Here is a 25,423-nt window from a genome sequence, read left to right on the forward strand (position 1 = left end):
CCCGCGGAGCGGGTCCCTACGGGCTGCGCCCGTAGCAAGCGAACGGTTGCGCTGCGCGCAACCGTGGCGCTCACGCTCCGCGTGAGCGCCAGCCCGGTCACTGCGTGACCGGTCGTCAACTCGCTGGCTGCGCCAGCGAGTTGGGCGCGTAGCGCTCCGCGCCGCGCGCCAGCGCCCGCGTTGCGGCCGCCCGAGCCGAGCCCGGAGAGGGGCCTCCGCTGCGCTCCGGCCCCCAACCTCCCCCGACCCCTGGGTGGCCGTAAGGGAAAGCGGCAACAAGGAGAGGGGGGTGAGCGGGAATGCGGGTGCAGGTCAAATCGGAGGAGTCGAAGGAGGAGTGGCAGGGAGTCAGGGAGCAGGGGTGATTGAGTGGCGGGTGACCCACTGTCAGGGTGACTTTCCGGGGGTGTCCATAGGGCACCCCTAGCAGGATCAAGCCACCTTTGGGGACTTCCACCGTTCGCAGTGCTTCACTTTGAAGCACGAGATAGACTCTGGACTCACACAGCAGCGCCGAGGGAGCTAGACCGGCCCCCGCTGGAAATCGAGGAAGACCCAGTGAATTCAAGTTCGGTGAGCTTCGAAACGCGCTTCAAAGAACGCAGAGAAATCCACCGTGAAGTTATCGGCCTGACGGCGCAGCAGATCCATGAGCGCCTGGTGGCCGCTGGCGGCCTTGAGAACCGGCCGCGCCCGCTCGGTGCGGAGGAGCGGCTGGCGGTGGTCCGGCGGACCGAGCTGCGGCGCATCTGGAACCTCATGACCGATGCGGGGTGGGAGACCTACTCCCCCGACAGTGACCCGGAGGTGCTTCGCTGGCGCCAGGAGCTGCGTGAGCACTGGGAGCGTGAGACCGGTGAAGCGGGGCCGGCCCCTGAGCTGATTCGCTACCGGATCGTGGCGCAGAGGACCGATCCGGCGCACCCGGGTGCTGCTGTGACGACGAACTACGCCTATGGGCGGTCGGTGGAGGAGGCCGTCGCCAAGGTCCGTAAGGTGTTGGAGAAGCCGGACGGGCTGTACGGGGACCAGGGCATGTACCGGGTGGTGGAGGTGAGTGAGGAGAGCCTGTCCAACGAGACGCGTCAGCACGAGGACGCCCGCCGGCGGTTCCTCACCAGCGTCCTGGAGGCTGCCGAAGCGGCCGTGGGCGACCGCGAGCCGGGTGGTCCGAGCCCGGACCTGGTCGGCGTCCTGGACGACTTCTTCACCCGCGCCGTCGTCTTCCCTGGCCAGCTCTGCTTCCTCGGAGAGGGTGAGGACGTCGTGCAGCTGCGCCCCAGCCAGGCCACGTTCGGCTTCACTGAGGGCACCGACGGCAACGCGCGCCTGCACAGCAGCTTCCCCGGCCAGGCCCTGGCCCGCCTGCTACTGGCCCACCTGGACCACCACGGAATGGCTCACGCAACGCAAATCTACGGCACGGAGGAAAAGGACGGGTGATGACCAGTAATCAGCGCGAGGCAGCTCAGCGCGAGGCTATTGACGCTGTTCTCCGTGCTTTGGAATTGCCTGCAAGATCTCTTGTGCCGGAGCGGGGTCTGCGGACTCAGGTGATCATGGCGACCGGGTCGGGCAAGACACGGGTCGCAGCGCGCAGCTCCGAAGAGCTCCACGCGGGCCGTGTGCTGGTGCTCGTGCCCTCGCTGGACCTGCTCGTCCAGACCGAGACCGCGTGGCGGGAGGCCGGCCGCCGGGGCCCGATGATCGGTGTCTCCTCCCTGCGAGGCGAGGAAGCCTCCTTCCCCAACACCACGGACGTGGACGAACTGGTCGACTGGGTACGCCCGTTGGACAAGGTCACGGTGTTCGCCACGTACGCCTCCCTCGGGCTGGGCACGCTGGAGCGCGCCCACGCGGCCGGCCTTCCGGGCTGGGACCTGATCGTGGTGGACGAGGCGCACCGGACGTCGGGTCGGCTGGGCAAGCCCTGGGCGGTCGTCCACGACAACCAGAAGATCCCGTCCCTTCGTCGGCTGTACATGACGGCCACGCCCCGGGTGTGGCAGCTGGACGAGGACTCCGAAGGTGCGCCGGGCGAGCTGGTCGCGTCGATGGAAGACGATCCGGACGGCCAGTTCGGCTCCCGCTGCTACACGCTGACGCTGTCGGAGGCGATCGACCGGGGGATCTGCGCGCCGTACCAGGTGGTGTGCGTGGACATCACCGACACCCAGCTCCAGGCCACCCAGCTCCTGGGTGCTGAGGGCCGCTCGGACGAGGTTCGCGGGGCCCGGCTCGCTGCGCTCCAGACGGCGCTGTTGAAGGCGTCCTCGGAGGAGAACTTTAAGCGCACCCTCGTGTTCCACCATGTCGTCAAGGAAGCCGAGGCGTTCGCGGCCGGTCTCCCCCACGTCGCCGCGCAGCTGCACGCCGCCGACCCCGACCTGTACCCGAAGGTGATCTGGGCGGACTGGCTGTGCGGGGAGCACAAGCCGCTCCACCGCCGGCGTCGGCTGGGCGAGTTCGCCCAGGGCATCGCCGCGGACGGCACGGTCGTGGAGAAGTGCTTCCTGTGCTCGGTGAAGGTGCTGGGCGAGGGCGTCGACACCAAGCACTGCGACTCCGTCTACTGGGCTGACGTCCGGGGCTCCATGCCCGACCTCGTCCAGGCGGTGGGCCGTGCGCTGCGGATGCAGCCGGGTGAGGGCAAGGTCGCCTCGTTGGTGGTGCCGGTCCTGCTCGGGCCGGGCGAGACGGCGGACAACATGCTGACCTCCCGGGCGTTCGGCGGGCTGGCGAAGCTGCTGGAGGCGCTCAGGGCGCACGACGCCCGGGTGGTGGAGCAGTTGGCGCAGCAGCAGGCTGCCAGCGCCTACAAGCCCGTCCAGAAGGCCGGGCAGGGCCAGGCGAGGGGCGCGGGGAAGGCGTCCGGCGGTCCGTCGGCGTCTGCCCGGCGGCTGCTGAAGTTCTCCACGCCGCGTGACCCGGCGCAGCTGGCCGCGTTCATCAACCTGCGGGTCCTCAACCCCGAGCACGAGCACTGGCGGCGCGGCGTGGAGGCCGCCGTCATCTACGCCCGCGAGCACGGCGATCTCAAGGTCCCGTTCACGTACCGCGTGCCCGCCGTCGACGACCAGGAGGCGGAAGCCGAGGGGTGGCCGGCCTCACTGGCGAACTTCCCGCTGGGGCAGTGGATCGCCGACGTCCGGCGCTTCTACGCCCGTGGGGACATGGACACCGACCGCATCGAGCAGCTGGAGAAGCTCGGCATGGTGTGGTCGCACTTCGACGTCGCGTGGGAGGAGGGCCTGTCCGCCGCCCGCGGCTGGGCTGCCGAGAACGGGCACCTCCTGGCCCCGCTGGACGCCACCTACCAGGGCGCCAAGGTGGGCATCTGGCTCAAGAACGCGCGGGCCGCCGCCCGGAAGGCCGCTGAGATCGAACAGCGGCGTGCCGAGGGTCTCCCGGTCGGCTCGGTGGCCGGCGCCCTGTCCGACGACCGGCGCGAGCAGCTGGAGGAGATCGACCCCTCGTGGTGCCCGGCCTGGCCGGTGGAGTGGCAGCGGGCCTTCCACCTCACCCGGCAGCACCTGGACGACGGCGGCGAGTTGCCGACCGAGCCGGGCATGGTCATGCACCAGGGCGAGGACCTCGGACGATGGGTGCACACCCAACGGCTCGGCTTCGACAAGCTCACCACTGTGCAGCAGTGGATGTGCGAGCAGGTCCTCGGGATCACACCCGCGACCGAGGACGAGAAGCCGAAGCCGCGCCAGACGCAGGCCGACAAGTGGGCCGCCAACCTCGCCGTCGCCACCCAGTTCTACGAGCGTGAGGGCCATCTGAACGTCCCGCGCAAGCACGTGGAGACGGTGCTCTCCGAAGAGGGGTGGGAACTGCAGTTCCGCCTTGGTGCCTGGATCAGCAACCAGCGCTCCCGCGCGGCGTCATTGCCGAAGGAGCGCATGGAGCAGCTATCCGCGATCGGAATGCGATGGGCGTAGCACGCAGGTTTCCTGTCCATACCGGCAGATCCGCTCCAGCTCTCAAGTGGCGCGCTCCACCGTGCACTGTTCGATCCAGCGGGCGAGGACGCTCAAGGTCGCCAGGTGCTCCAACGCTTCCTGTTCGGTCCAGGTCACCGCATCCTCGTGAGCGGCAACGTTCCGCAGGGCGAGGAAGGCGCCGGCCGCGAGGTACTTGGCGCCTTCCTGGCGGGCGCGCCACGTAGGCGTGTTGCGGTCGCCGTCGAACCGCAGTCGCGGTTTCCCTGCGACGGGGTCCTTCATGTCGAAGGCCTGCATGCACAGGTCCGTCTCGCCGATGTCGTGGCGTCCCAGCTTCTGCTGGAGTCGACGGTTCACGGTGCGGGCAGCAGCCAGGACGGCGTCCTGCCGGGCCTCTGCGCCCCACAGTGGGGCGGCCGGCTCCCACACCCAGGGGTGGAACTGGTCGGCGGGCAGGGTGGGTGCATCTGGTACGAGCCGGGCGGCCCATTCGTCCAGGTCGGCCAGGATGCCCAGGCCGCGATGAACCTCATTGCGGGCCATGTCTTCGCCTGCCATCTGATCGAGGTTGATCTTTTCGGCAAGCTGCGGGTCCAGGAGCCGCAGGATCTGCTTGACCGTGGGCTCTGCACGGTGGAGCTGCTCATACAACGCCGCATCGCCTATGTAGTCGCCTGGCCGTGTACTTCGTTCGTAGCGCAGGGCCAGGTCATTGAACGCCTCAAGCCGCTGTCGCATCCAGTCTCGATCCACGGACCGCATCCTAGGAGCGGAGTCCGACAATCCCGGTCTCACAGGCTCGGCAAAGCCAGGAGCAGTAGAAGGGCCCGACCCAGAAGGCAGTTCGGGCCCTTCTACTGGGAGATCTACAGGTCGAACTCGAGGTGCTCGATGTCCGTGAACCGGACCTCTTCCAGACTGCCGGCGCGGCGGCCGTTGTCCTGGAAGTACACCTCCTTGAGTGCTTCGGCGGCGATCTGCTGGAGTTGCTGGTCGGTGGCGCCCTGCTCCTGTGCGTCGAAGAGGCGGGCTGCGTAGCGGGGCGGCAGCGCGACCGTCAGGTGCCGGAGGCGGTCCTCGTCCGTCGTCCCGATCGGCGCGGTGTAACCGATCCGGGCGCGGGCGTCGATGACGATGCCGCCAGTGGTCGCCGCCTTCTGCCGCGCCTTGGCCCGGATCTGCGGCTGCCACCGCTTCTTCACCTCGTTCTCCAGGCGCGCGGCGAGGTCCGGACGGGGCTTCTTGATCTGGTCCTTCACGTACCGCTCGACGGTGCGCTGCGAGATCCGCAGCATCTGGGCGACCGCCTTGGTGCCCTTGAGCTGCTTGACCAGGTAGCGCATCTGCGCGGGCGCGCTCTTGGGCGCCGCGCGGGTGAACGCCTTGTGCACCGCGGCGTCCAGTCCGTCCCCGAACAGGCTCATCACCCCCTCCTACTCCCCGGTGTCGGCGTCGGTGACGGTGCCGTCCTTGATGTACCGGGCGAGGTTGAGGTCCGGGGCGTTGAACTGCTCGCGGACACCCTCGCCCCACAGCACGCTCTGAGTGCCCTCCCACTTCACCAGGCCCGGGTTCACGCCGAGCTTGAAGCCGCCCGGCAGCGGCTTGCCGTCCCGGTAGGGCAGGAAGTCCAGCGGCGACGGCCCGTCGGACGCGTAGACGGCGCAGTCCGAGAGGACCGCGACCGGGTACTGCCCGGTGAAGGCGGCGTGCTTGACGATCTTGCGGTGCATGTTGATCCGGGTGCGGGAGATGACTGCGGCGCGGATGTCCGGGCGCCAGGTGGGCCGTGCAAGGGCACGCCAGGGCTGCCCGGGCTTCCAGCCCTCGCCGCGCGGGCGTTCGCGTAGCTTGCCGATGCCGCCCTTCACGGTCGCCTTGATCGCGGACACCACGATCGCCAGCTGAGGGTCACGCTGCCGGTGGCCGTCCATTGCCTTCAGGAACTCCTCAGGCGACAGGTCGACGTCCACCCCGAGGTCGGCCATCGTGGCGAGGTAGGCATCGCGCAGCCGGTTGTACCAGGCGTCCAGGTAGCGGCCGTTGTCATGGCGGACGTAGGCCTCGATCGGCGTCACGTCGTAGCCGAGTTCCACTGCGTATGCGACGGTCGGTGTGGCGTACCAGGCTGGTCCCTCGGGGCGCTCGCCTTTCGGCGTGAACGGGCTGGGCAACAGCTCGGCGTCCAGCTGCGCCCACTTGTCCTTGGCGACCTTCGCGCGGGAGAGGTCGACGTGGCTCAGGTCGACCAGCCAGGAGCCGGGCAGTTTCGCATCGAAGACGGGATTCTTGATGCGCGTCGGCGCCCCAAGGCCGACCGTGAGGCCGTTCGCGCCGGCGGCGAAGGCCATGTTCACGTCGATGCCCACCAGATGGGGGCGAAGGCATTCGGCATCGGTGAGCGGCCGTGCCCAGTCGTACGCCTCCTCCACCAGGACCTCAGCCGGGGTGCGGTGGTGGAAACGCGGCAGGTCGGCGAGGAGCGGGTGCCCGTCGGGGGCCTCGCACGGTGCGCAGTCCACCGGGTCCTTGCCCAGCGAGCCGGGGTTGCGCTCGGAATGCCGCCTGCCGTCCGCGTCCGGTTCGGAGGCACGGGTGGGCGGGTGCAGGGCGGTCATCAGCTCTAGGCCCGTGACAGCGGTGGAGCCGCGTGGCGTCATCACCCGGGCCGCATACGTGCCCAGGAGCCGCGCGAGGTCGACCGACGGTAGTTGGGCGGCGTCGGCCCAGTGCCGGGTGTCGAGCGCGTCCCACGACGGGATGCACAACTGCACGCAAGAGCGCTCCGAGCCCTGCGCGGGACGGTAGATCCGCGCCCACGGCCCGAACCCGCGCTTGGTCAGCTGCCAGTCGGCGCGCGTCAGTTGCTTGATGACCTTGTGGCCCTCCGGCAGCCGGCCGGCCAGGCGCTCCTCCTTGGTGAGCGTGACGGGCAGGCCGTAGCGCTCGCACGCAGCCCCGGTCAGCACGACCAGCGGGTCGGCGTCTTTCCCCGGCCCGGACAACTTCGGCTGGCCGAGCCGCCCTTCGCGCAGCGTCCACTCCACCAGGGCCGGGATCGACTTCGCCGGTACGTCCAGGACCAGGCCGCCGACGCAGTACGCCAGCACCTGACCCTCTGCGTCGACGTCGACGACCGCAAGCGGACCATTCTCGAACCTTGCGTCGGTCCCGCCTGCCGAGGTGCTGGCGGGGGCGGCCTTCTTCGCGGCCGGACCGCGCGACGTCGGCCTGGTCGTGGCCGCCGGACGCGGTACAGCGGCAGGGCCGACGGAGCGGCGTGCAGTGATCCTGCGAGCAGGCTCGGAGTCAGCGTGGGCCCGGGTCGGGTCAGCTGCCGATGGAGCAGGAGCCGCCGCAGCGGCAGGCGTTGCGGGGACCGCCGTGTCCTCAGCCGGCGCCGCAGCGCTGGGGTCGGCGGGGTAGAGCTGGGCGAGCTGCTTGAGCATGCGGGCGTATGCGTCGCGCTCCGGCGGCCGCGGCTCGGTCTTGCCCGCCTCCCAGCCGCTGACCGTCGCGCGCCGCACCTGCAGTGCGGCGGCCACCTCGTCCAGCGTCAGCCCGTGCGCCTGGCGCAGCCGCTTACGCTCCGCCGGGGGCGGCAACGGGGAGCGGGACGCGATGAGCGCATCGACCGCGTCGAACAGCTCGGACATACAGTACCTCCTGCCCCGACCCTAGCGTGAAGCGCACCTTTCGCGTACGAAACGCGTACGGATGCCGTGAACGGTGGTGGGAGTCCACGGTTACCCACCCCACGAGACGCCTCCGGGGGCTTGGGTTCCTTCACGTCCTTTAGCCGAGGGCAGGCAGTGGTGTCCTGGCTATGCCTGAACCGGCCGGGGCAAGCGGCCTGGTGTGAGAGATCTGGGAGAGCAGACGGCGGCCATGCACCGGCCATCGAGGTGGCAGAACGGTCGGGGGTTGGCATGGGTGAGATCGTCAAGGGGCTCGAACAGGCGTTGCTGACCCGTCCCGTGCCCACGCGTGACGCCGCTGTGCGTTTCCTGCTCAAGACGGAGAAGAACTCCACGAAGAACGTGGCCGCCCTCCTGGGGATCTCCCAGCGCACGGTGCAGAGGTGGGTCACCACCCGTCCAGGAGTGCGCCGCCGCCCCAGTGCTGTGCATGCGGGGTTGATCGATGAGGCCGTCAGGGCACGGTGGCAGCCTCGGGTGCGTGCCCGTCTGCGGGCCCGGGCCGAGGCCGACGGGTTTGTCTTTCACACCAGGGCGCGGTTCGGATTCGCCGCTCCGGCAGGCTCGTCGGACGATCCGCGGGTACGGCTGATAACCCAGTACCTGTCAGGAGAAGTGGCCCGCGAGCTGTTCGCCGCCCGGGACGCCGGCGGGGGCGAGCAGCAGCAGATGGTGATCCTCGCCCGTGCTTTGGGGCATGCCTACTTCCGTGACGGAGGCCTGCGTGCCCACGGTCTCGGGATCGCCTTCACCGACGTGGAGTTCGCGGATTTCTCCATCGGCTGACCGTGCGCCTGGGTTCGGGCTCAGGACGAGGGCGGGACCTGGTGCCGTGTCAGCATCGCGTCGTAGCACTGTGCTTCCTTGCGTTCACGCCAGTCCCACTGGGTGCTGCCGGCACAGCCGGTGCGCTGGCCGACAGGCGGCTGGGGCGGGCGGAGCCTGGCCGCCTCGGCCAGGCGCAGCAGGTGGGTGCGGTCGTGGGGGCCGCCCAGCAGATGCTGGTCCTGAGCGGGCGCGAGCCGGGCGAAGCACACGGCTGCCTTCAGGAAGACGCGCGCCCACGGCGGTACGCGGTGGGTGGCGCAGCCGTCGGTGTAGCGAGCGCGGTCGTGCAGGGCCAGGGTGGCCGCGGTGTCGTCGTAGTCGCCGGGGCGGACGGTGGCGAGTTGCTGGAAGGAGGCACCGGTGAAGAGCGCGGCGGTGAGGGCAGCGGCCAAGCGAGGATGGGCGGTCACGTCGGCCAGGCGCCGGGAGACTTCCCGGGCTGTCTGCTCGGTGAGGGGTGTCGGTGGCGGGCGGTGCCGGAAGACGATCGGCGGTGGCGTACACGGGGCGGTGCAGGGGGTGGGGCTGTCGTAGGAGACCAGGCGCTCCAGTACGGGCAGGGTGAGCCACCGGTTGCCCGCCTGGGCAGGCTCGTCGACAGACTGGGGTACGGGAGCGGTCGTGCCGTAGTAGTGGCGGCGGGCGGCCTGGAAGTCGGCAGTGACGGAGTAGTCAGCCGCCTGCAGGGCCTGGAGCAGGGCGGCGGGCAGGTGGGGGCAGTGGCAGACCAGGGTCAAGTGGATACCAGTGATGGCACGCAACTGCAGGAGGTGTTCGGTGCGGCGGGCGGTGAGGCGGTGCGCGCGCAGGACGGTCAGCCGGTTCACGGGCAGAGCGGTCATCCATGCGGCAGCGGCTTCCCAGGCGGGCTGACGGCCGGCCGGGAAACGCCCCGGGAGCAGCGGCGGTTTGCCCAGGGCGGCCAGAAGGTCGTGGGCGAGGCCGGTTTCGCTGGTGGTACCCGGGCCGGGGTGCAGGGTGATCCGGCCGGACGGCGGATGGTGGGCGGCCAGGGCCGTGTGCGTGTAGATCGCGTCGTCGCGCGGGTCGATGACCACGGCGACGGGCGGTGGCACGGCGAGTTGCATGGCGGCGTGGTGGTCAGGCGAGGCGGCTGAAGGCCCAGCGCAGCAGTTCCTGGTCGACGCGGGGGCGGCCGGTGCGGGTCAGGGCGGTGCGGGTGTGGGCGGTCAGCTGGGCCCAGGCGCGGAAGTTGCCGTGTGCGGCGTGCTGGTCGGCGAAGGTGATGTCGTCGGGGTCGGCCTCGGCCCAGATCGGATGGAACAAGGGAATGGCCTCGAGAACTTCGCTGGGGGTGAGGCGGGTGAAGTGCTGCCAGATGAAGATGCGGGAGGACAGCATCGGTTCGCGGCGCAGCACGGTGTGGCAGCCCTCCCCGCCGACGAAGATGACCGCGAGCTGGGTGGCGGGTTCGTCCCACAGGTAGCGGAAGTATTCGAACGCCTCCCCATTGAGCCACTGGGCCTCGTCCACGAGGAAGGTGCGGGGGCGTTCGGCCAGGGCGGTTTTCAGCAGGCGGTCGAACTCGCTGGGGTGGCGCGGCGGTTCCCCGGCCAGGTCGAGCGCGGTGAACAGTTCGTAGCGCACCGCACGGGCGGTGGGACGGGCCCGGAAGGTGATCTTGCGGATGTCCTCGTGCGGTTCGAGGCCGCGCAGGCAGATGTTGACGGCGAGCGTCTTGCCGAAGCCGGCGCCGCCGTGGATGCACATCATGGCGCGGGCGGCGACGGTGTCGGTGATGTTCTCCCGGGCGGTGAGCAGGGCGCGGGTGGTGACCACGGACGCATCGGGCAGGTCGACGTACTGGTAGGTGGCCGCGGTCACGAGGCGTCTCCGTCTTCAGCGGTCGGTGCGGTCGGGCCGGGCGGGCCGTCGGCGGCAGGTTCGGCGGGGAGGGGAGCAGGCCGGCCGGGCGCGGTCCGGGTGGCAAGGGAAGGCGGGGTGCGCCAGTCGGCCGGGGGCGCGGCGGGCGGGATGAGGTCCGGCAGCGCCAGCTTCGAGGCGTCGGTGTGCTCAACGGCGGCCAGTTCACGCCCGGCTTGAGCGGAGGTGAGGGCTCCCAGCCGCTGGGCCGGCCCGGCCGTGGTGGCTGGGGCGAAGCGCTGTCGGCGCAGCGTCTCGGCGGCTTTCACCTCCGCGCGCAGACGTCGGGCACGCTCCGCACGGGCTGTGCGCAGGGCCCTGAGTTGTTCGGGGGTGGCCGCGTCCGCGAGGTGCGCAGGCCCGAGATACGTGCCGCGCGCGTCACAGATGTCGATCTCGTGATCGTGGTGCGGCATATAGCGCACTGTGACGCTACGGCCGGCCTGGCCGGTCATCCATGGGGCGATGTAGGTGCGCCCGCGCCACCGCACGCCGTGGCTGGTCAGCTTCCGCGGGCGGCTGTCGTCCTCGAGGGTGAAGGTCCACAGGTCGGGGGCGGGGACGTCCGTGACGGGAGTCGGATCGGCCTGCCATGCCTCAAGCGGCGTGCGGCCGGACAGCGCCTGGGGCCGGTGCTCGGTGTTCCACCAGTGTGTCCAGGCCAGCACTTCCGCGGTGAAGTCCTGAAACGACATGGCACCGGACGTCTCTGGCTTGCGGCCCGCGTCTTTGCGTCGCCGGCCGGAGCGGGGCTTGGCGGGGGTGAGGGTGTAGCCGGGCAGGGCCGCGAACAGCATCCGGTCGACGGCCCGGTTGAGGTTTTCCACCGTGCCCTTGAGGTGGGGGCTGTAGGCAGGAAGGTCCTTCACCGTCACGCCCATCGTGCCGAACGCCGCGGTGACGGTGGTCGACAGGAAGTCCTTGCCCCTGTCCACCCGCACCTGCTCCGGTGTCCCTCCCGCAGGGCCGTAGGGATCTTCACGCAAAACAGCGGCGCGCAGCGCGACCAGCACGGAGGCGCGGGAAGGAACGCCAGGAGTAATCGCAGTGCCGGTGATCACTTTGGTGGCGGTGTCGATGAACCACGTCACCCACGGGCGCACCAGGTCGCCGTCGGCATCGACCAGCAGCGGTGCCTGGACGTGATCGGCCTCCCACACGTGATTACGCCAGGAGGCCGCCCGTTTGCCGAAGACGTCGTGCGCGCGTGCCGCGTCCGGTCCCGCGGCAAGACCGGCCCGCTCCCCCACCGTGAGATCACGACGCACCGCGCGCAGGAACGTCGACAGCGACGGCACCGGGTCCAGCAACGGCACCGCAGCAGGCGGGGCGCCCGCGGGGGAAGCCACGGATTCAGACGCCGTCGGCTGACCGTCACAGCCGTCCGGGCCGGTCTCGGCCCGGGCCACCAGCTGGCGGTGGACCGCGGAGGCGTTGCCATGCCAGTACGCCAGCAGCACCCGGATCTCCCTGGTGATCTCGAACCGCTCACCGCTGCGTTCCCCAGGGCGGATCGCATCCCCGGGCGACCGGGAGGCCTCAGCCAGCCACCGCCACACTGTCCGCTCCGACACGCCCAGGCACTCCCCGGCCAGGCGCACATGCTCCCGCGACAGCCGCCGCTCGGCGCGTAGCGCCAGCAGACGACGCACCGCCGGCGCCCGCAACGCCGTCAACGACTCCTCCCCCAGAACACCAGCCGGATCCTGCGGCGGCGCCAGCGGCTGTCCGTCCACCCCATGCTCCTTCGTTCTCATCCGCTTCCGTGGAACCGCCTTCCTTCACCCCGTTGGAACAGGTGAAGGCCCCGTACACGAGCCCTTCGAGCAGCCCGGACCGTCACGGGTAGGGGCCAAGACGCGCGCAGGCCTGCTCGATCAACTCCCGATCCACACGCCTTACGGGGCCGCGCTCGCGGGCCGCGTAGACATGCGACGTGATCTTCGCCCACGTGCGGAAATTGCCGCGCGCCGTCTGCTCGTCCGCCCGCACAAGGTCGTCCGGGTCCGCCTGCGCCCATACGGGATGGAACAGAGTCAGCGTCTGCGGCACTTGAGACGGCTCAAGCCGGCCGACCTGATGCCAGGTCAGCACTCGCGAGCGCAGCGCCGAAGCACGGGCGAGGGCCCGCTCGCTTCCAGCCCCGCACAGCACCAGCGCCGCCGCACAGCCCGGCGCGTCCCACAACTGCCGCAGATAATCCAGCAATGGCGGCGTCAGCCGCTGGACGTCATCGATGAACAGCACACCCGGCTCGGCCAGGGCCCGCATCAGAGCCTGGCTGGCCGGCCCGGCCCGGTGCGGCAGCGCCCCCGGCGGCAGCCCGAGCGCTTCACACAGCGAGGCCCGCAACTGCGGCAGACCGGGCGCCACACCGGCCACCGCCCGCCACACCGGCACCCGGCCGGGCAGAAGATGCAAAGCCTGCTCGACGGCGACCGTCTTCCCCAGGCCCGTATCCCCGTACACACAGCACATTCCGCGGGCCGCGACCGTATGCCCCACGGCCTCCGCCACACCGGCCACCTGCCGCGTCGACACCAGCCGGGCCCCCGGCACGTACAACCGCACACCGCCGCCCCGCACCCCCGCATCCGCGGCGCCCTCCGCCACCGGCACGTCGGCGGGCGGCCCGTCGACAACAAGCGGACCACCCGCCCCGTCCACGAGCCCCAAATCCGCCAGTGCCCGGTCATACCGGCTCGGCTCCAGCCCAGCCCGGGCCCCAGCCGGACGAGCTACTTCAAGAACCCGGCCCGCCCCCAGATCCCGCTTGATCACGCGGTGCAACGTCGGCAGCGAGGGCACACACTGCGCACCCCACCCCTCCAACGCCCCCTCTTCCTGGGCCCGGAGCATCCTGCGCCGCAACTCCGCAACGTTCCCGCCCGCCTCCGCGAGGACCTCCCACAAGGCGTCGCTCAGCGAAAACCCGTCCTGCCGCGGCCGCGCCTCGACATGGCCCCGGCGCCCATCGGCCAGCCACCGCCACACCGTCCGCTCCGACACACCCGCTAACTCCGCCGCGATCCGCACGTGCAGCCGCGACAGCGTCCCCTCCCCATCCACCGCAAGAAGCCGCCGCACCACCACACCCCGCGCCAACGGCGCACCCCCGGCCGGCACAACAGCAGCCGATCCCGCCCCGGCCCCACCCGCCGAAACCCCCTGAACCGTCATACAGCCCAGCCCACCCGACCCCGCCAGCCCCTCACATAGGAACAGCGAAAGCCATGACAGCCAGCAACCAACCTGCTAGCCACACCACAACATCCGCTTGGTCACCCCATGACAGCGACCACAACCCGACCCACACCCCCTACCAGGACATCCACACCGCGATCCCGCTGACACCCACCCGCCGCCACCCCACCGCCCACTCACAGGCTTCACGGAGTTCGGCTGAGCTCAGAGGGCGGGTCAGGACGACTTCCAGGGCGTGGTGCGGCATCGTCATCGCTCTCTGCTGTCGTGTGCCGGTGGACAGGGCAGATCGGTACACAGGTGCTCGGCGTGCAGAAGGGGATCAAAGACCTGCCATCCGGCCAGTGCCAGATTGGCGGTGCCGTGGGGGACGGCGTGCGCGGAGCAGCGCTGGATGCGCCAGCGCCTTTGTTCGGCGTGAGGCAGTGCATCCAGCCCATGCCCTCACCTCAGGCCCCGCACAGTCACGGCCGCGTCGCTGAAGGGCTTCAGCCTGTTCGGGGACGCCAGCGCGCACCGATCTCCCGCACCAGACGGCCGGTCTGCAGCGCGGACGTTCTGCCTTGGCGCAGGCGCTCAACCAACGCGCCCGTCGCCGGCATGGCTGCCGGCGCAGGACTGAGCCGCATGCTCATCGAGTTGGACGACCTGTCCGGCGAGGAGCTGGAGACCTCGCCCACACGGTCCCGTACGAGCTCTCGCCAGCCGAGCAGGAGCCGTCGACTGTCGTCGTTCCGATCTTGAGCGGTGTCCTCCGTCGAAGGGGAGTCTCGATTGGGCGGGGCGCGCGGGGCCATTGTCAGTGGCATGCGGTAAACGTTGCGTCGTCAACGGGGCGGAGGAACCTCGGTGGCGGCACCGCACTGTCCGTCCAGCGGCCCTGCGCCGTGGAGAGCACATCTTCCCTGCGCCAGATTTCACTGGAGACGTCATACACAGCTCGCACAGTCAGGCCAATTGATTCATTAGGGTGAAAACTTGAACTTCGAGGTTTAAATGCCTTTGGGTGCGGAGTGAGCGCAGTCGGGCTAGTCGCGTGGAGGATTGAACTGCCCCACCCAACCGGTGCAGGGGGCACTGCTCTCTTCGGCAGCCGACCTGCGGAAACGATGACGACTGGGCTCACCTCCCCCTATCATCCGTTGCACGCTACATCTGTGGGGGTGCCACTACATCCGTTCGCCACAGACGGCACACCCTCAAGGGTCCAGCAATCCACAGAACTTATGATCAAATAGTGAAGGATATGCAGCTATGGTGCCGGGGGGCGCTACACCCCAGGGAGCGGCGACCTCTGCACAACAGGCGGGGGCACGATCGTGAAGCAGGGGCACGTGAACGACGTGAGACAACTCGGTACCTTCGTGTGGATATCGGGGGGGCCGGGGATCGGGAAAGTCGGGGAGGTAGAGGGAGAGCGCGTCCGCGTTGACTACTTTGAGTCGCCGGCCGCGACGATCGCACAGTCACAGTGGGTGGCGGACCACGTGGTGCACCGGGTCCTCTTGGAACCCGAGGAGCGCATCTGGTGGAGAAGCCCGGACGGGCTGTGGAACACGGGTCGCGTCATACAGGCAGAGCCTGCCCGGTGTTCCTACATCGTGAGGTTCCCCAATGTGGACTACGACCTGCCTGTTCGTGAGGAACATCTCCACGTTCGGTGGGATCGCCCCGTGTTGGACCCCGCTGCGGATCTAACAGTTCGCGGTGGCAGTACGGCGCCGTACCGGGACGCGAGACTCCCCATCCTGACGAACCTCGTCCGCCAGCGTGGTGCCTGCGCCGACATGAGCACGTTCCTCTCGTCGACCGTGGAGATCTTTCCGCACCAGGTGAACGCCGCGCTCACGGTCCTGTCCGATCCGGTACAGCGGTACCTGCTCGCCGATGAGGTCGGTCTGGGGAAGACGATCGAAGCCGGGTACGTCGTTCGTCAGATCCTCATCGATAATCCAACTGCGTGCGTGGTCGTCGTCTCGCCGGCCGCTCTTCGCCGACAGTGGCTGTCTGAGCTCAAGGGCAAGTTTCACATCGGGGACTTCCCTGATGCGACGATCGTCGTGACCAGCCACGAGACGCCGGAGAATTGGGCCGGATACAAGCATGCCGACCTCGTCGTTGTGGACGAGGCCCATGCGCTCGTGCAGGCAGGTCCGGATGAGACGCCTTACAAGGAGTTGTGCGCGCTAGCGCACTCGGCCGAGCGACTGCTACTACTGTCCGCCACCCCCGTGACGTCGGGCTACCTGACGAACCTTGGCCTGCTGCACCTCCTTGACCCAGAGCTCTACTCGTGGGGAAGGCGCCAGGACTTCGAGGACCGGTATCGCATGCGCGAGGAGTTGGCTAACTCGGTCTACTCCCTGGACCCGGAGTACACGTATGTCATCCGGGACAGCATCGACGAAATTCGAGCCCAGGTTCCCTCGAGTGACGTGCGTCTGGCTCAACTTGCAGACGAGGTCCTCGACATGCTCGACGAGGATGACGAACTGAGCAACCCTGAGCAGCAGGATGAGTTCGCCCATCGGGTTACCGAACTGCGCGCTCACATCAGTGAGACGTACCGGATTCACCGCCGAATGATTCGCAACCGACGTGAGGCGGTGCTGCAAGAAGCCAGTGGCCCTGACGCCGAGGCACTCCCCTACGAGGTACGCGGCCGCCAGCGTCCCAAGGCCTTCTCCTCCCCCGCCCCCGCCCTAGAGGCCGGGAGTGAATTTGTGATGCTTTGGTGGAACTCGGTGCGAGAGCACCTGGAGAACGAGGGGCTGAGCAATCAGCTCTCGCAGTACGCCATGCCCTTGGCGGTTCTCACGTCGCGGGCGCCCGCGCTTGCGTACGACGCCATCGATGCGCTGCGGTGGCGGGTGATGGGTGACGCCGATGCCTGCGAACGTGCGGGGCTTTCACTGCGCGAGCGGGAACTGCTCCGCGGTGTGCCGGCGGTTGCCTGCGAGCAGACCGTGCTGGCCGAGGCCGAGGGAGACTGGCCTGCGGGAGGCGAGCCGAGCGAGGAGAATCTGAAGCACATCATTCGGGCGCTTCTTCCTGTCATGAAGAGAGCCAAACGCACCGTCGTTTTCTGTGGACCTGGCCGGCTGGCTCGCGCGATCGCAGGGCAGTTGCGCTCCGACTTCCAAAAGGTAGTGATCGCTGAGCACACGCGTAGCCTCAGTGCGGCCCAGGCCGCAACCGACGTCGCTCGTTGGGCAGACCAAACGCCTGGGCAGGCGGTCCTCCTCGTCGATGACACGGCCGAAGACGGCTTGAACCTGCAAGCAGCCGACTGCGTTGTTCATCTGAGGCTCCCCTGGTCGCCCAACCAACTGGAACAGCGTCTGGGCCGCGTTGATCGCTATCCGGGGCCGGCTCTGCCTGGAGCCGTTGGTCCCGCGCCTCAGTTCCGACTGGCCGATGAGAATGGCCCGGACGGCTCTTTCACGGAGGCGTGGGCTGCCCTTCTCGAGGATGGATACGGGGTCTTCGACCGTTCTGTTTCCACCCTGCAGGACGCCATAGCCCAGTCGGTCAACAGCGTATGGACCGGGGCAGTTGCAGCCGGGCCGGAAGGGCTTGTTGCGCAGCATGAGTCCGTGGGTTCACGCCTCGGCAAGGAAGGCGACGAGATCCGCAAGATGGACCTTTTGGAGTCCATCCACGTGTCGACGCAGCGCCTGCGCAGCGTTCCGGCTGCTCTGGCGGAAGTCGAGCTTGATTGGTCCGAGACGGAGGAAGCGCTCCTGACGTACACGGACACTACTGGAGGGGGTATCAAGCTCCGTCGCATCGATCGTTCCATCCAGGGATCCCCGGCTTGGCGCTTTCTGGTTAACGATGGCTCGACCCGTCCGTTTCTCGCTCCTCGCCACTGGAAGCGGGTCAAGGATCGCATCCCGAACGATGAGATCGCTCACGCGATGTTCAACCGGTCGCGCGCGCTGCGCAGTCATGATGCACGGCTGTTTCGCGTTGGCAATCCCTTGGTGGACATGCTATCCGATGCGATTCTCAGCGACAGTCTTGGGCAGAGTGCCGCCTTCAGGCGACTCGACCGCGGGATGCGGCCGGGGCAGGAGCCACAACCGTACTTCGGTTTCGATTTCCTCATCGAGGCAGACACCTCTGCCGCGCTGAAGCACGTCAATGGCAGCGTGGACGCAGGAAGGGCTCTGCGCCGCCAGGCGGACAGGATCTTCCCTCCTGTCATCAGGCGCGTTTGGATCGAATCGGGCACCAACCGGCCGGTGACCGTGGACGCCCAGTTGGCCTTCCTGAATCGTCCGTACGACAAGAGCAAGGGCGACCGCAACTACAACAGCCAGCGCGCTGCGGAGTTTTTCGAGGTCTTCGGTGGCCAGGAGCACGCGGCCAAATACGCGCATGACGCCCAGCAAGCTGCGCTGGGGTTCTTGCACCAGCACACGGATCTCACGGCAGTCTGTCAGGACGCCCAGCGCAAGGCACTGGAGGTTTCCGCGGTTTTGCACTCGCAGGCCCAGGCGCGGCAAGCAGCTGGCCGGCTTCTTCGCGACACCGAAAGCTTGGTCACCGACGCGGAGGTGCTGACTTCTCTCGCCGAAGGCCTGTCGCGGCCCGTTGTCCGGGTCGTGGCGGCTGCCTGCCTGGTGCGCCGCGGATTGGAAATGGCCTACTGATGTCTGAAGACGCATGGGTGAGCGCTCAGCACCTGCTCAACGACTGGCCCGAGGTGAAGCCGGACATCCTGGCCAAGGGCGTTCTTCGCCGCTTGGGAGACGCCCTGGCCGGGCTACAAAACGGCGCTAGCGGCTGGCTGGACATCGTCTCGCTGACACGGCAACTCCTGTTGCACCATCAGGCGCTTGGGCGGACGGGTCGTTTATCTGTGCCGTTGCGAGCGGGCCTGCCCACCGCTGATCAGTGGCGACAAGGCGGCTGCAGCGTGCTGGTCGACGGAAGCCGCGTCCTTCTACGAGGTAAGGAATGGGCTCCGGTTGAGGGTGACGGACCGGCACACACCGCAGGGCTTGCACAGGTGGGTGAAGCAATCCTGGGCAAGGACTCCGCCTTGCGCCGCGTCCTGGAAGCAGCGCTGGCCGACCCGTTTTGGAAGGACGTCCTCGGATACGACCATTACCTTTCCAAGGGGCAGCGCCAAGCGGCCCGCTCGGTCGTCCTGATGCCGCCGGGTGAGACGCTTCTGGTCTGCCTCCCGACCGGCCATGGCAAGACGCCGGTGGCACTGGCTGGTGCCATGCTGGCCGGCCGGAACAGCGGCGTGTCATTGATGGTCGTGCCCACCGTGGTCCTGGCCATCGACATGGAACGACGTGTCCGTGAGCTGCTGAGCAGGCGTGATCCTGGCGCTCTGCACAAGCGGTACGCGTATTTCGGGGAGTTGGACCAGGCCGACAAGGAGCAGATGCGGGCGGATATTTCAGCAGGGCGACAGGCACTTGTCATCGCTTCTCCCGAAGCTGTGGTCACCGGGCTCAGCTCAGCCCTTCGCGATGCCGCCCAAGATGGTCACCTGAACTACGTCATTTTGGACGAGGCACATCTCGTCGAACAGTGGGGCAACGAGTTCCGCTCAGAGTTTCAGAGCCTGGCTGCCCCACACCGGGCTTGGCGGGAGATCGCTCCCAAGGGGCGTGCGCCCAGGACAGTTGCGATGAGTGCCACGCTCACCGAACAGCAGGTGACGACGCTACGGGATCTGTTCGGTTCCGGTGACCGCACCAAAGTAGTGTGGGCCTCCGAACTGCGCAGCGAGCCTGCCTACTTCTTGGACGCCTTCGACTCGGAAACAGAGCGGTCCGCAGCAGTTCTCAGGGCTGTGGTGCGCCTGCCGAAACCGATGGTGCTGTACACGACCCAGAAAATGCACGCCACCGAGTGGGCCGAGGCTCTGAGTACGGCAGGGATGCAGCGGGTCGCCGTCGTACACGGGAACGTCAACGACGCTGGGCGTCGTCGTGCGCTCGAGGGCTGGTCGGGCCGCACAAGTCATGGTGCTGTCGCGACCGAGTACGACGTCGTCGTCGGCACCTCCGCGTTCGGGCTGGGGGTCGACCTCGACGATGTTCGCAGTGTCGTGCACGCGTGCATACCCGAGACCGTGGACCGCTACTACCAGGAAGTCGGACGCGGTGGCCGCGACGGCAGTCCCTCGATTGCCTACCTGGCGTCGGCACCTGGCGACCATGGCACAGCGCAGTCACTGAACGAGCAGAAAATCCTCATGGCAAACACTGCTTGGGGACGATGGCGGGCGATGTTCACCAAAGGACAGCACCTCCACGCAAACAGATACTTGCTCGACTTGACCCTGCGGCCACCACGGATGTCCGTTGGGTACGCCACGCACAAGGACTGGAACGTTCGCCTGCTCAATCTGATGGATCGCATGGGGATGATCAAGGTCTTCCCTCCCACGCCTCCGGGGCGTGAGTCCGAGGAGAGTCCCTCGGACTGGCAGGAGCAGATGACGGCGTTCTACGAAACTGCCCGAGACCGGATCGAGATCGAACTGGTGGGGGGACAGACCAACGATGAGGCCTACTTCCACGACGCCTACAACCGCATCCGCTCGGATATCAAAGATGCCCAGCGGAACTCTCTGCAGAGGATGTTGAGCGTCCTGCGCAACGAGCGGTGCATTGCGGACACTTTGGCCGAGTACTACTCGATCACGGGAGCAAATGGGGGGCGTCACTACACCATGGCTGCCTGTCGCGGATGTCCTCACTGCCGACGTCAGGGACTCCCGTCTGGAGGGGCGGCGTCCCTTTATCGCGAGCCGCTCTCGCCGGACCCGGCCACTGTTGAGTGGCCCCCGCCCGCTAGCCCTTTGGCCCACCTGCACCCGCAGACCTCGCACTTCAGCATGTACTGGCAAAACCCTGCGGAACGCAAGGACAACGTGCTGCCCGTGCTGGTGAAACTGGCACGGTCGGGCATCTCCCACTTCGCCGGCCCTGGTATTCGCGAAGAAGTGGCCCAGCAGATACAGCAGCAGGCACCAGGTCATCCAGTGCTCGTCGATCACGACGGAGGCCTTGTGGGCAGTGGCACCTCCGCCACGATCGTCTGGGTTGCTGATGACGCGACACGGCTCCTCGATGAGGAACTCCAGTACCGACTTGAGGACGCGGAGCCTCTGTACCTTCTCCTCCCTCGCCAAATCGAGGACCCGACCAGGCCCGGGGTGCCCTTCGTGACTACGCACCCGTCGTTGAATATCCAGCAAGTGAGAAGCGAGTTCAGGTAATGGCATTGCTCAACACACCCGTGCCGTATCCCGGCGAGATCTGGGTTGTCGTACGCTTCCTGGCCTCGCAGTCCGGGCCCGTGGCGTCTGAGACGCTGCGCACCTTCCTCGAGCCACACAATCGCGACGCGAAGAAGACCACCACCGTCCGTTACGCGCTCACCACGTTGCGGTCACTGGGGCTCGCTGAGGAAAGCGGCGACGGCGAGGACTGGAATTTGTCGGGTGCCCTTGCAGACCTACGGTCGGACGACTACGCCGCCTTCCAGCGTGCACTGCGCGCCGCCGTGCTGGGCCTTCATGGGCACCGGCCGGCCGAGATCGCCGATGACCTGCGGCGCGCTCTGGTGTGGAGCCTGAGTCGGGATCCGTTCTCGGAGTCCTTCAGTTGGGCCCTCGTGGACAGTCGGCACCAAAACGACGCACCCGATGGAGAGTTGGTCTTCGTGAACCCCACGCGATGGCCACCGTTCGTGGCGTGGGCGGGATCTCTTGGGTTGGGCGCCCCGGCTCCGCACATCGCCCAACGCTATATTCCGGACTGCACCTGCGCCGTTCGGCAGGTACTGGAGGACCACCTGCCGGCAGGCACTCCTGCGGATGCTCTAGAAGTCTTGCGCCTGCTGCGTGAACACCTCCCGGCCCTTCCTGGTGGAGGCATCTCGGAGACTTCGGGCTATGGGTTGCCCGACGACCGGACTGTCGGCACGGCACTCTCCTTCGCCCTGATTCGAGGCGAACACGAGAAGTGGCTCGTCATGAGCAGCGATTCGGATGCCAAGCAGCCGATCAAGTTGCATGACCCCGAGCGTCTGTCCATGCGTCTTTGTTCCTCCATCACCCGACTGGAGGCCACCAATGTTTGACTTCAAGCGGTACGTCTGCTGGGACGTGGAGAACGTCATCTCCACGATCCAGACAGAGGCGGTCGTCGCCTCGCCTGCCGTCTTCCTCTCCACGCACACTCCGTTGAGCATCCAGCGTTCCCGGATTAATGGCCGGTCGTTCAACAGCACGGGTGAAAGCGTCACGGAAGAAGACGTCCTCGAAGATTTTCTGAATCGACGGACGAATACCAGAACGCTGCTCCTGCCGGTGGTCGGTGAGTCAGGGTCTGGCAAGTCCCATCTGGTCCGCTGGGTCAGGGAGAACATCGAGCCCTCCGACGACCGAAAGATCATCTACCTCGAAAAGTCTAAGACAAGTCTGCGACATGTGATCGACTCCCTCCTCGACGATGTCGAGGACGAAGAGATCGAGCAGATCCGCAAGGACATCCGGCACGTCACCGGGACCTTCACCGCTGCATCGTTGGCGCGCCGCCTCATCACTCAGTTGAGCGTCTCTCTTGCCGACCTCGGCAGGGAATCGGTCTCCGGGAAGAAGCGTCAACTCGTCGGCCCCCGAGGCATCTCGCTGCTTCTGCAAGATCCGCTTCTGCAGGAGCAGATGCTTGAGCCCGACAAGTTCATTCCCCAATTCGCCCATCACTTCTTGAGCGATCGAGAGTCCGGCGAGGAGCGGCGTCCTCGCTTCTCTCTGGAAGACCTCCCCCTAAGTCCGGATGCCATCGCCGGCGACATGGCAGCCCCTACTCGACAGATCTTCGGCATCCTCATGTCCAGGGATGAACTGCAGGTGCTGGCCGTGGAGTTGCTCAACGAGCAGTGGGACAAAGCTGTTCAAGAACTGTCGGGGTTGGGAGGCGGTCGTCTTCTTGGTGCGATGCAGAAGGTGCGCGAGATCTACGCCCGCCAAGGTAAGGAGATCATCCTCCTGGTAGAAGACTTCGCTCTGATCCAAGGTGTCCAAGGTGACCTACTCGACGCGCTCACCGAGACGTCGGAGCGGGAAGGGCATGCAGTCCTCGCACCCATGCGGACCCTCATGGCGATCACCAGTGGCTACTTCCACGACCTGCCGGAAACGGCAGCCACCAGGATCGCTACCTCCACTGGAGGATTCGTCTACAACCTGGACATCGTCCTAGAAGAAGGCACAACAGGGACAGAAGAAATCGCCACGTTCGTCGCGAGGTACCTCAACGCCGCCCGAGTTGGGCGTGGCGCACTGGAGAGCGCGGGCAGCGGTTCCGTTCCGAACAAGTGTGACGATTGCATCGTAAAGAGCCTTTGCCATGATTCTTTCGGTGTTTCCGTGGACGGGTTCGGCCTCTATCCGTTCAATCGTCCGTCTCTGATGCGTGTCGTTCACAGCTTGGCTCCGCAGGAGAACCCCTACGCCTTCGTACCGCGCAACGTTTTGGGCAGCGGAGTCATCCCGATCCTGACCGACGCGTACGGCGCCATCAGGAAGGGTGAGTTCCCGAGCGCCTTCTTCCAGGAGAACTACAAGTCCGTCAGAGGCGTCGACCAGGCATTGCCCAACAGCGTCAGCGAAGGCATCGATACGCACGACCCCTTGAACGCCAAGCGCCGACGCACGGCGCTGGAGTTTTGGGCCGACGCGCCGACTGAGTTGGTGAATCTGCGGCAGGGCATCAGCGAAGCGTTTTCCCTGCCTGACCTGACTATTAACGATCTGCACGAAAAGCGAGTTTCCCCGGTGAAATCCGCTCGCCCCATCCCACAGAAAGGCCGGAGCGCTCCCCCACCGCCTCAAAATGAGCCGCCCGCTCTGCAGCGAAAGATTCAAGTGGTGGAAGACTGGGCCGCCACAGGATCTCGCCTCACCACGGACGAGGCAAAAATAATTCGCACCATCATTTCGAAATCGGTCATTTACCGGGAGGAGTGGCTAACACCGCCGGTCAAACCAGTAAGCCTCACCGACACCGAAAAGTCCGGATGGTATTCGAAGAACGTCAAATCCAACCAGGTTTCAATCGAAGATGCGAGCTCAGAGGCAATGAGCGCGGGGGCACCCATCGTCCTCAAGCGCAACCCTGCAACTGGCGAGTTCTTTAAGAGCCTCCTGCGCCTGTCCGCGGACGTGGTAGATGGGGTGCGCGGGAAGGACATCGTTCGTCTCGCTAGCATCGCTGACGCGGCCAGGCCTGCTATGCGAGATCGCGTGGTGCGGAGCATGGAACGCGCCGATAAGGACTTGATCGCCGGGTTGCGTGCTTCCTTGCTCGGCGCTGCGCTTGCCGGACGTGTCGTTCCCGGTATGCCGATCGACACCTTGTACGCAGCAGCATTCGACGTAGGTAACGAGTGGGTGCGGCCGGACGTGTCGTCGCGCACTGAGGCCTGGATGGAGCGACTCAGTGCGCACATGCAGCATCGCAGCGGTCTCGTAGAGTCGTTGCTGAGTTCGCTGGGAATTGGACAGGGTGCCGGAGCGGTCCATGTCCTTGACGCTGCCCGTGCCCTTCCTCTAGTGAAGGAGGCAGCGGCGGAGTGGGACTTGTCGGTCGTGGAGCTTCCGCAATGGGTCAAGGGCGCTGGCCAACCCCTGCGTTCAGGGTGGCAATCCGTAGTGCGCGGTCAACTCCAGGAACTACGCACGCTCTTCGGCGAGATCCGAGAGCGCTTCCCCAAGGCGAGCGGCCCCGGTGACCGCCTCGTCCAGCAGGTGTCCACAGCCCTGCAGATGGCAAAGGCAGAGGGCATCACTGGACCTCAGGGGTCTGAGTTGGAGAATCGGGCTGCGGCAGTCGCGGAAGCCGACTGGAACACGCTGTCCGTGCTGGAGAAAGACCTGTCTCGGGTCGCCGACAGCCTTCAAGACCTGTCGCCCGAAGGCCTCCTGGCTGTGGTGGCCCCGATTCGGTCGCCACATCTGCGGGAGATGAGCGACTACCTCACAGTTGCCGACTCCTTGTTGGACACGGCCCTGGCTGCGGCGCGGATGCAGACCCAGAACGCGGTCAGCGACGCCGCGGAGCAGTTGGCAGCTCTGTTGGGAGAATGGAAGCAGGCCGTAGACGACGCCAGTACGCACGCGGAGGCAGACAAGTGAGCAGCGTTACGGTTCTGGAGAAGGCTCAGGAGCTGCAGAACACGGCCCGTAGCATCTCTGAAGGACAGAAGGAGCGGGACGACCAGGAGCGGGTGCTCCGGCGTATCGATGAGGTGCGTGCAGCGTTGCAGGCCGCGATGGTCCAGCAGCAGACCGCGGTTTTGCTGCTTGAGCGCACCGGTCAGGCTCTGGACGTGTCTGGGTTCGAGGTTGCACGGGTCAAGTTCGAGTCAAAGTCGCGAGGTGGCCTGCCCGGCGACCGGGCTTTCGTCGATGCCAAGCGCGCCTTGGAGGTATTCACCAACGAGCTGAATACGGCGCTCAAACAGCGGTGGAAGGCATGGGCCACCGCACAGATCCAAGAGGTCTCTCCGGCTCGGTTCGTCACCCTCGGCCCCGACGAGCGGCTGGAAGCAAACGAGCTCTACGAGTCGATGAAGACCAAGGCGAATCGCGCCAAGGTCGATAGTGCCAGCATCCTCACATTTTGTAGCGATCGCGACGCGCTGCTGCGGCTCCTTGAGCACGCTCCAGACGATGCCCCAGAAGAGCTCCTCGAGCTCATCAACCGGCTCGACGCAGGTGGGGTCACTCTTCGAGAGCTCACCAATGCAGACATTACGCTGCTGCGAAACTACGACCAGGACTGCTGGTTTACCGTCATTCGGAAGGCGGACTGACGA

General features: G+C 67.0%; 15 protein-coding genes. 8 read left to right on the top strand and 7 right to left on the bottom strand.

The genetic code is table 11. From position 1 onward, the window contains the following. The first annotated feature begins 573 nt into the window (after positions 1 to 573). Together ACYQ8Q_RS44550 and ACYQ8Q_RS44555 are read left to right on the top strand one after the other, a co-directional pair. Positions 574 to 1,443 (top strand): hypothetical protein, encoded by an 870-nt coding sequence (locus tag ACYQ8Q_RS44550; protein ID WP_460073865.1) that lies wholly within the window; start codon positions 574 to 576, stop codon positions 1,441 to 1,443. Then, entirely contained in the window at positions 1,443 to 3,947 is a 2,505-nt protein-coding gene (locus tag ACYQ8Q_RS44555; RefSeq protein ID WP_460073867.1) for a helicase associated domain-containing protein, read from the top strand. The genes ACYQ8Q_RS44550 and ACYQ8Q_RS44555 overlap by 1 nt, the downstream gene beginning before the upstream one ends. 42 nt (positions 3,948 to 3,989) lie before the next feature. On the opposite strand, the gene ACYQ8Q_RS44560 is transcribed toward ACYQ8Q_RS44555, so the two are convergent. The 3 genes from ACYQ8Q_RS44560 to tap all read right to left on the bottom strand — a co-directional run bounded on the left by ACYQ8Q_RS44560 (position 3,990) and on the right by tap (position 7,606). After that, a complete protein-coding gene (locus ACYQ8Q_RS44560; protein WP_460073870.1) occupies positions 3,990 to 4,703 on the bottom strand; it encodes a TIGR02391 family protein in 714 nt (237 codons plus the stop codon). A 113-nt stretch (positions 4,704 to 4,816) separates the two neighbouring features. After that, positions 4,817 to 5,374 carry a telomere-protecting terminal protein Tpg gene (gene tpg / locus ACYQ8Q_RS44565; RefSeq protein ID WP_460073873.1) on the bottom strand — a complete coding sequence of 186 codons (558 nt, stop codon included), beginning with the start codon at positions 5,372 to 5,374 and terminating at the stop codon, positions 4,817 to 4,819. Between the two features lie 9 nt (positions 5,375 to 5,383). Continuing rightward, positions 5,384 to 7,606, bottom strand: a complete 2,223-nt coding sequence (gene tap / locus ACYQ8Q_RS44570; RefSeq protein WP_460073876.1) for a telomere-associated protein Tap — start codon at positions 7,604 to 7,606, stop codon at positions 5,384 to 5,386. Positions 7,607 to 7,879: 273 nt separating this feature from the next. Between tap and tpg (ACYQ8Q_RS44575) the strand changes: the two genes are divergently transcribed. After that, entirely contained in the window at positions 7,880 to 8,434 is a 555-nt protein-coding gene (gene tpg, locus ACYQ8Q_RS44575; RefSeq protein ID WP_460073879.1) for a telomere-protecting terminal protein Tpg, read from the top strand. 20 nt (positions 8,435 to 8,454) lie between these two features. On the opposite strand, the gene ACYQ8Q_RS44580 is transcribed toward tpg (ACYQ8Q_RS44575), so the two are convergent. The 4 genes from ACYQ8Q_RS44580 to ACYQ8Q_RS44595 all read right to left on the bottom strand — a co-directional run bounded on the left by ACYQ8Q_RS44580 (position 8,455) and on the right by ACYQ8Q_RS44595 (position 13,465). Beyond that, a complete protein-coding gene (locus ACYQ8Q_RS44580) occupies positions 8,455 to 9,564 on the bottom strand; it encodes a hypothetical protein (protein ID WP_460073882.1) in 1,110 nt (369 codons plus the stop codon). Positions 9,565 to 9,577: 13 nt separating this feature from the next. Further along, complete coding sequence (locus tag ACYQ8Q_RS44585; RefSeq protein WP_460073885.1) at positions 9,578 to 10,321, bottom strand: AAA family ATPase; 744 nt, start codon at positions 10,319 to 10,321, stop codon at positions 9,578 to 9,580. After that, positions 10,318 to 12,012, bottom strand: coding sequence for a transposase (locus tag ACYQ8Q_RS44590; protein ID WP_460073919.1), 1,695 nt, complete (start codon positions 12,010 to 12,012; stop codon positions 10,318 to 10,320). Before ACYQ8Q_RS44590 ends, ACYQ8Q_RS44585 begins: the two co-directional genes overlap by 4 nt. A 187-nt stretch (positions 12,013 to 12,199) precedes the next feature. Beyond that, positions 12,200 to 13,465 (bottom strand): AAA family ATPase, encoded by a 1,266-nt coding sequence (locus ACYQ8Q_RS44595; RefSeq protein WP_460073888.1) that lies wholly within the window; start codon positions 13,463 to 13,465, stop codon positions 12,200 to 12,202. Positions 13,466 to 14,928: 1,463 nt separating this feature from the next. Here ACYQ8Q_RS44595 and dpdE point away from each other — a divergent pair. From dpdE to ACYQ8Q_RS44620, 5 genes are read left to right on the top strand one after another with little or no spacing between them, the layout of a single operon-like run. Next, the gene (gene dpdE, locus ACYQ8Q_RS44600; RefSeq protein WP_460073921.1) at positions 14,929 to 18,222 is read left to right on the top strand and encodes a protein DpdE; all 3,294 of its coding nucleotides are present in this window, start codon (positions 14,929 to 14,931) and stop codon (positions 18,220 to 18,222) included. Further along, on the top strand, positions 18,222 to 20,816 hold the full coding sequence (gene dpdF, locus ACYQ8Q_RS44605) for a protein DpdF (RefSeq protein WP_460073889.1): 2,595 nt from the start codon (positions 18,222 to 18,224) through the stop codon (positions 20,814 to 20,816). The genes dpdE and dpdF overlap by 1 nt, the downstream gene beginning before the upstream one ends. Continuing rightward, the gene (gene dpdG / locus ACYQ8Q_RS44610; protein WP_460073892.1) at positions 20,816 to 21,682 is read left to right on the top strand and encodes a protein DpdG; all 867 of its coding nucleotides are present in this window, start codon (positions 20,816 to 20,818) and stop codon (positions 21,680 to 21,682) included. The genes dpdF and dpdG overlap by 1 nt, the downstream gene beginning before the upstream one ends. After that, a complete protein-coding gene (gene dpdH, locus ACYQ8Q_RS44615; RefSeq protein ID WP_460073895.1) occupies positions 21,675 to 24,740 on the top strand; it encodes a protein DpdH in 3,066 nt (1,021 codons plus the stop codon). The genes dpdG and dpdH overlap by 8 nt, the downstream gene beginning before the upstream one ends. Further along, positions 24,737 to 25,420 carry a hypothetical protein gene (locus ACYQ8Q_RS44620; protein ID WP_460073897.1) on the top strand — a complete coding sequence of 228 codons (684 nt, stop codon included), beginning with the start codon at positions 24,737 to 24,739 and terminating at the stop codon, positions 25,418 to 25,420. The genes dpdH and ACYQ8Q_RS44620 overlap by 4 nt, the downstream gene beginning before the upstream one ends. The last annotated feature ends 3 nt before the right edge of the window (positions 25,421 to 25,423 follow it).

Source organism: Streptomyces sp. YKOK-I1, assembly GCF_054660435.1.

Bases quoted from the DNA above. Each gene is read 5' to 3' on its own strand.
- ACYQ8Q_RS44555 (WP_460073867.1), top strand. From the start codon at position 1,443: ATGACCAGTAATCAGCGCGAGGCAGCTCAGCGCGAGGCTATTGACGCT.
- tpg (WP_460073873.1), bottom strand. From the start codon at position 5,374: ATGAGCCTGTTCGGGGACGGACTGGACGCCGCGGTGCACAAGGCGTTC.
- tap (WP_460073876.1), bottom strand. From the start codon at position 7,606: ATGTCCGAGCTGTTCGACGCGGTCGATGCGCTCATCGCGTCCCGCTCC.
- tpg (WP_460073879.1), top strand. From the start codon at position 7,880: ATGGGTGAGATCGTCAAGGGGCTCGAACAGGCGTTGCTGACCCGTCCC.
- ACYQ8Q_RS44580 (WP_460073882.1), bottom strand. From the start codon at position 9,564: ATGCAACTCGCCGTGCCACCGCCCGTCGCCGTGGTCATCGACCCGCGC.
- dpdF (WP_460073889.1), top strand. From the start codon at position 18,222: ATGTCTGAAGACGCATGGGTGAGCGCTCAGCACCTGCTCAACGACTGG.
- dpdG (WP_460073892.1), top strand. From the start codon at position 20,816: ATGGCATTGCTCAACACACCCGTGCCGTATCCCGGCGAGATCTGGGTT.
- dpdH (WP_460073895.1), top strand. From the start codon at position 21,675: ATGTTTGACTTCAAGCGGTACGTCTGCTGGGACGTGGAGAACGTCATC.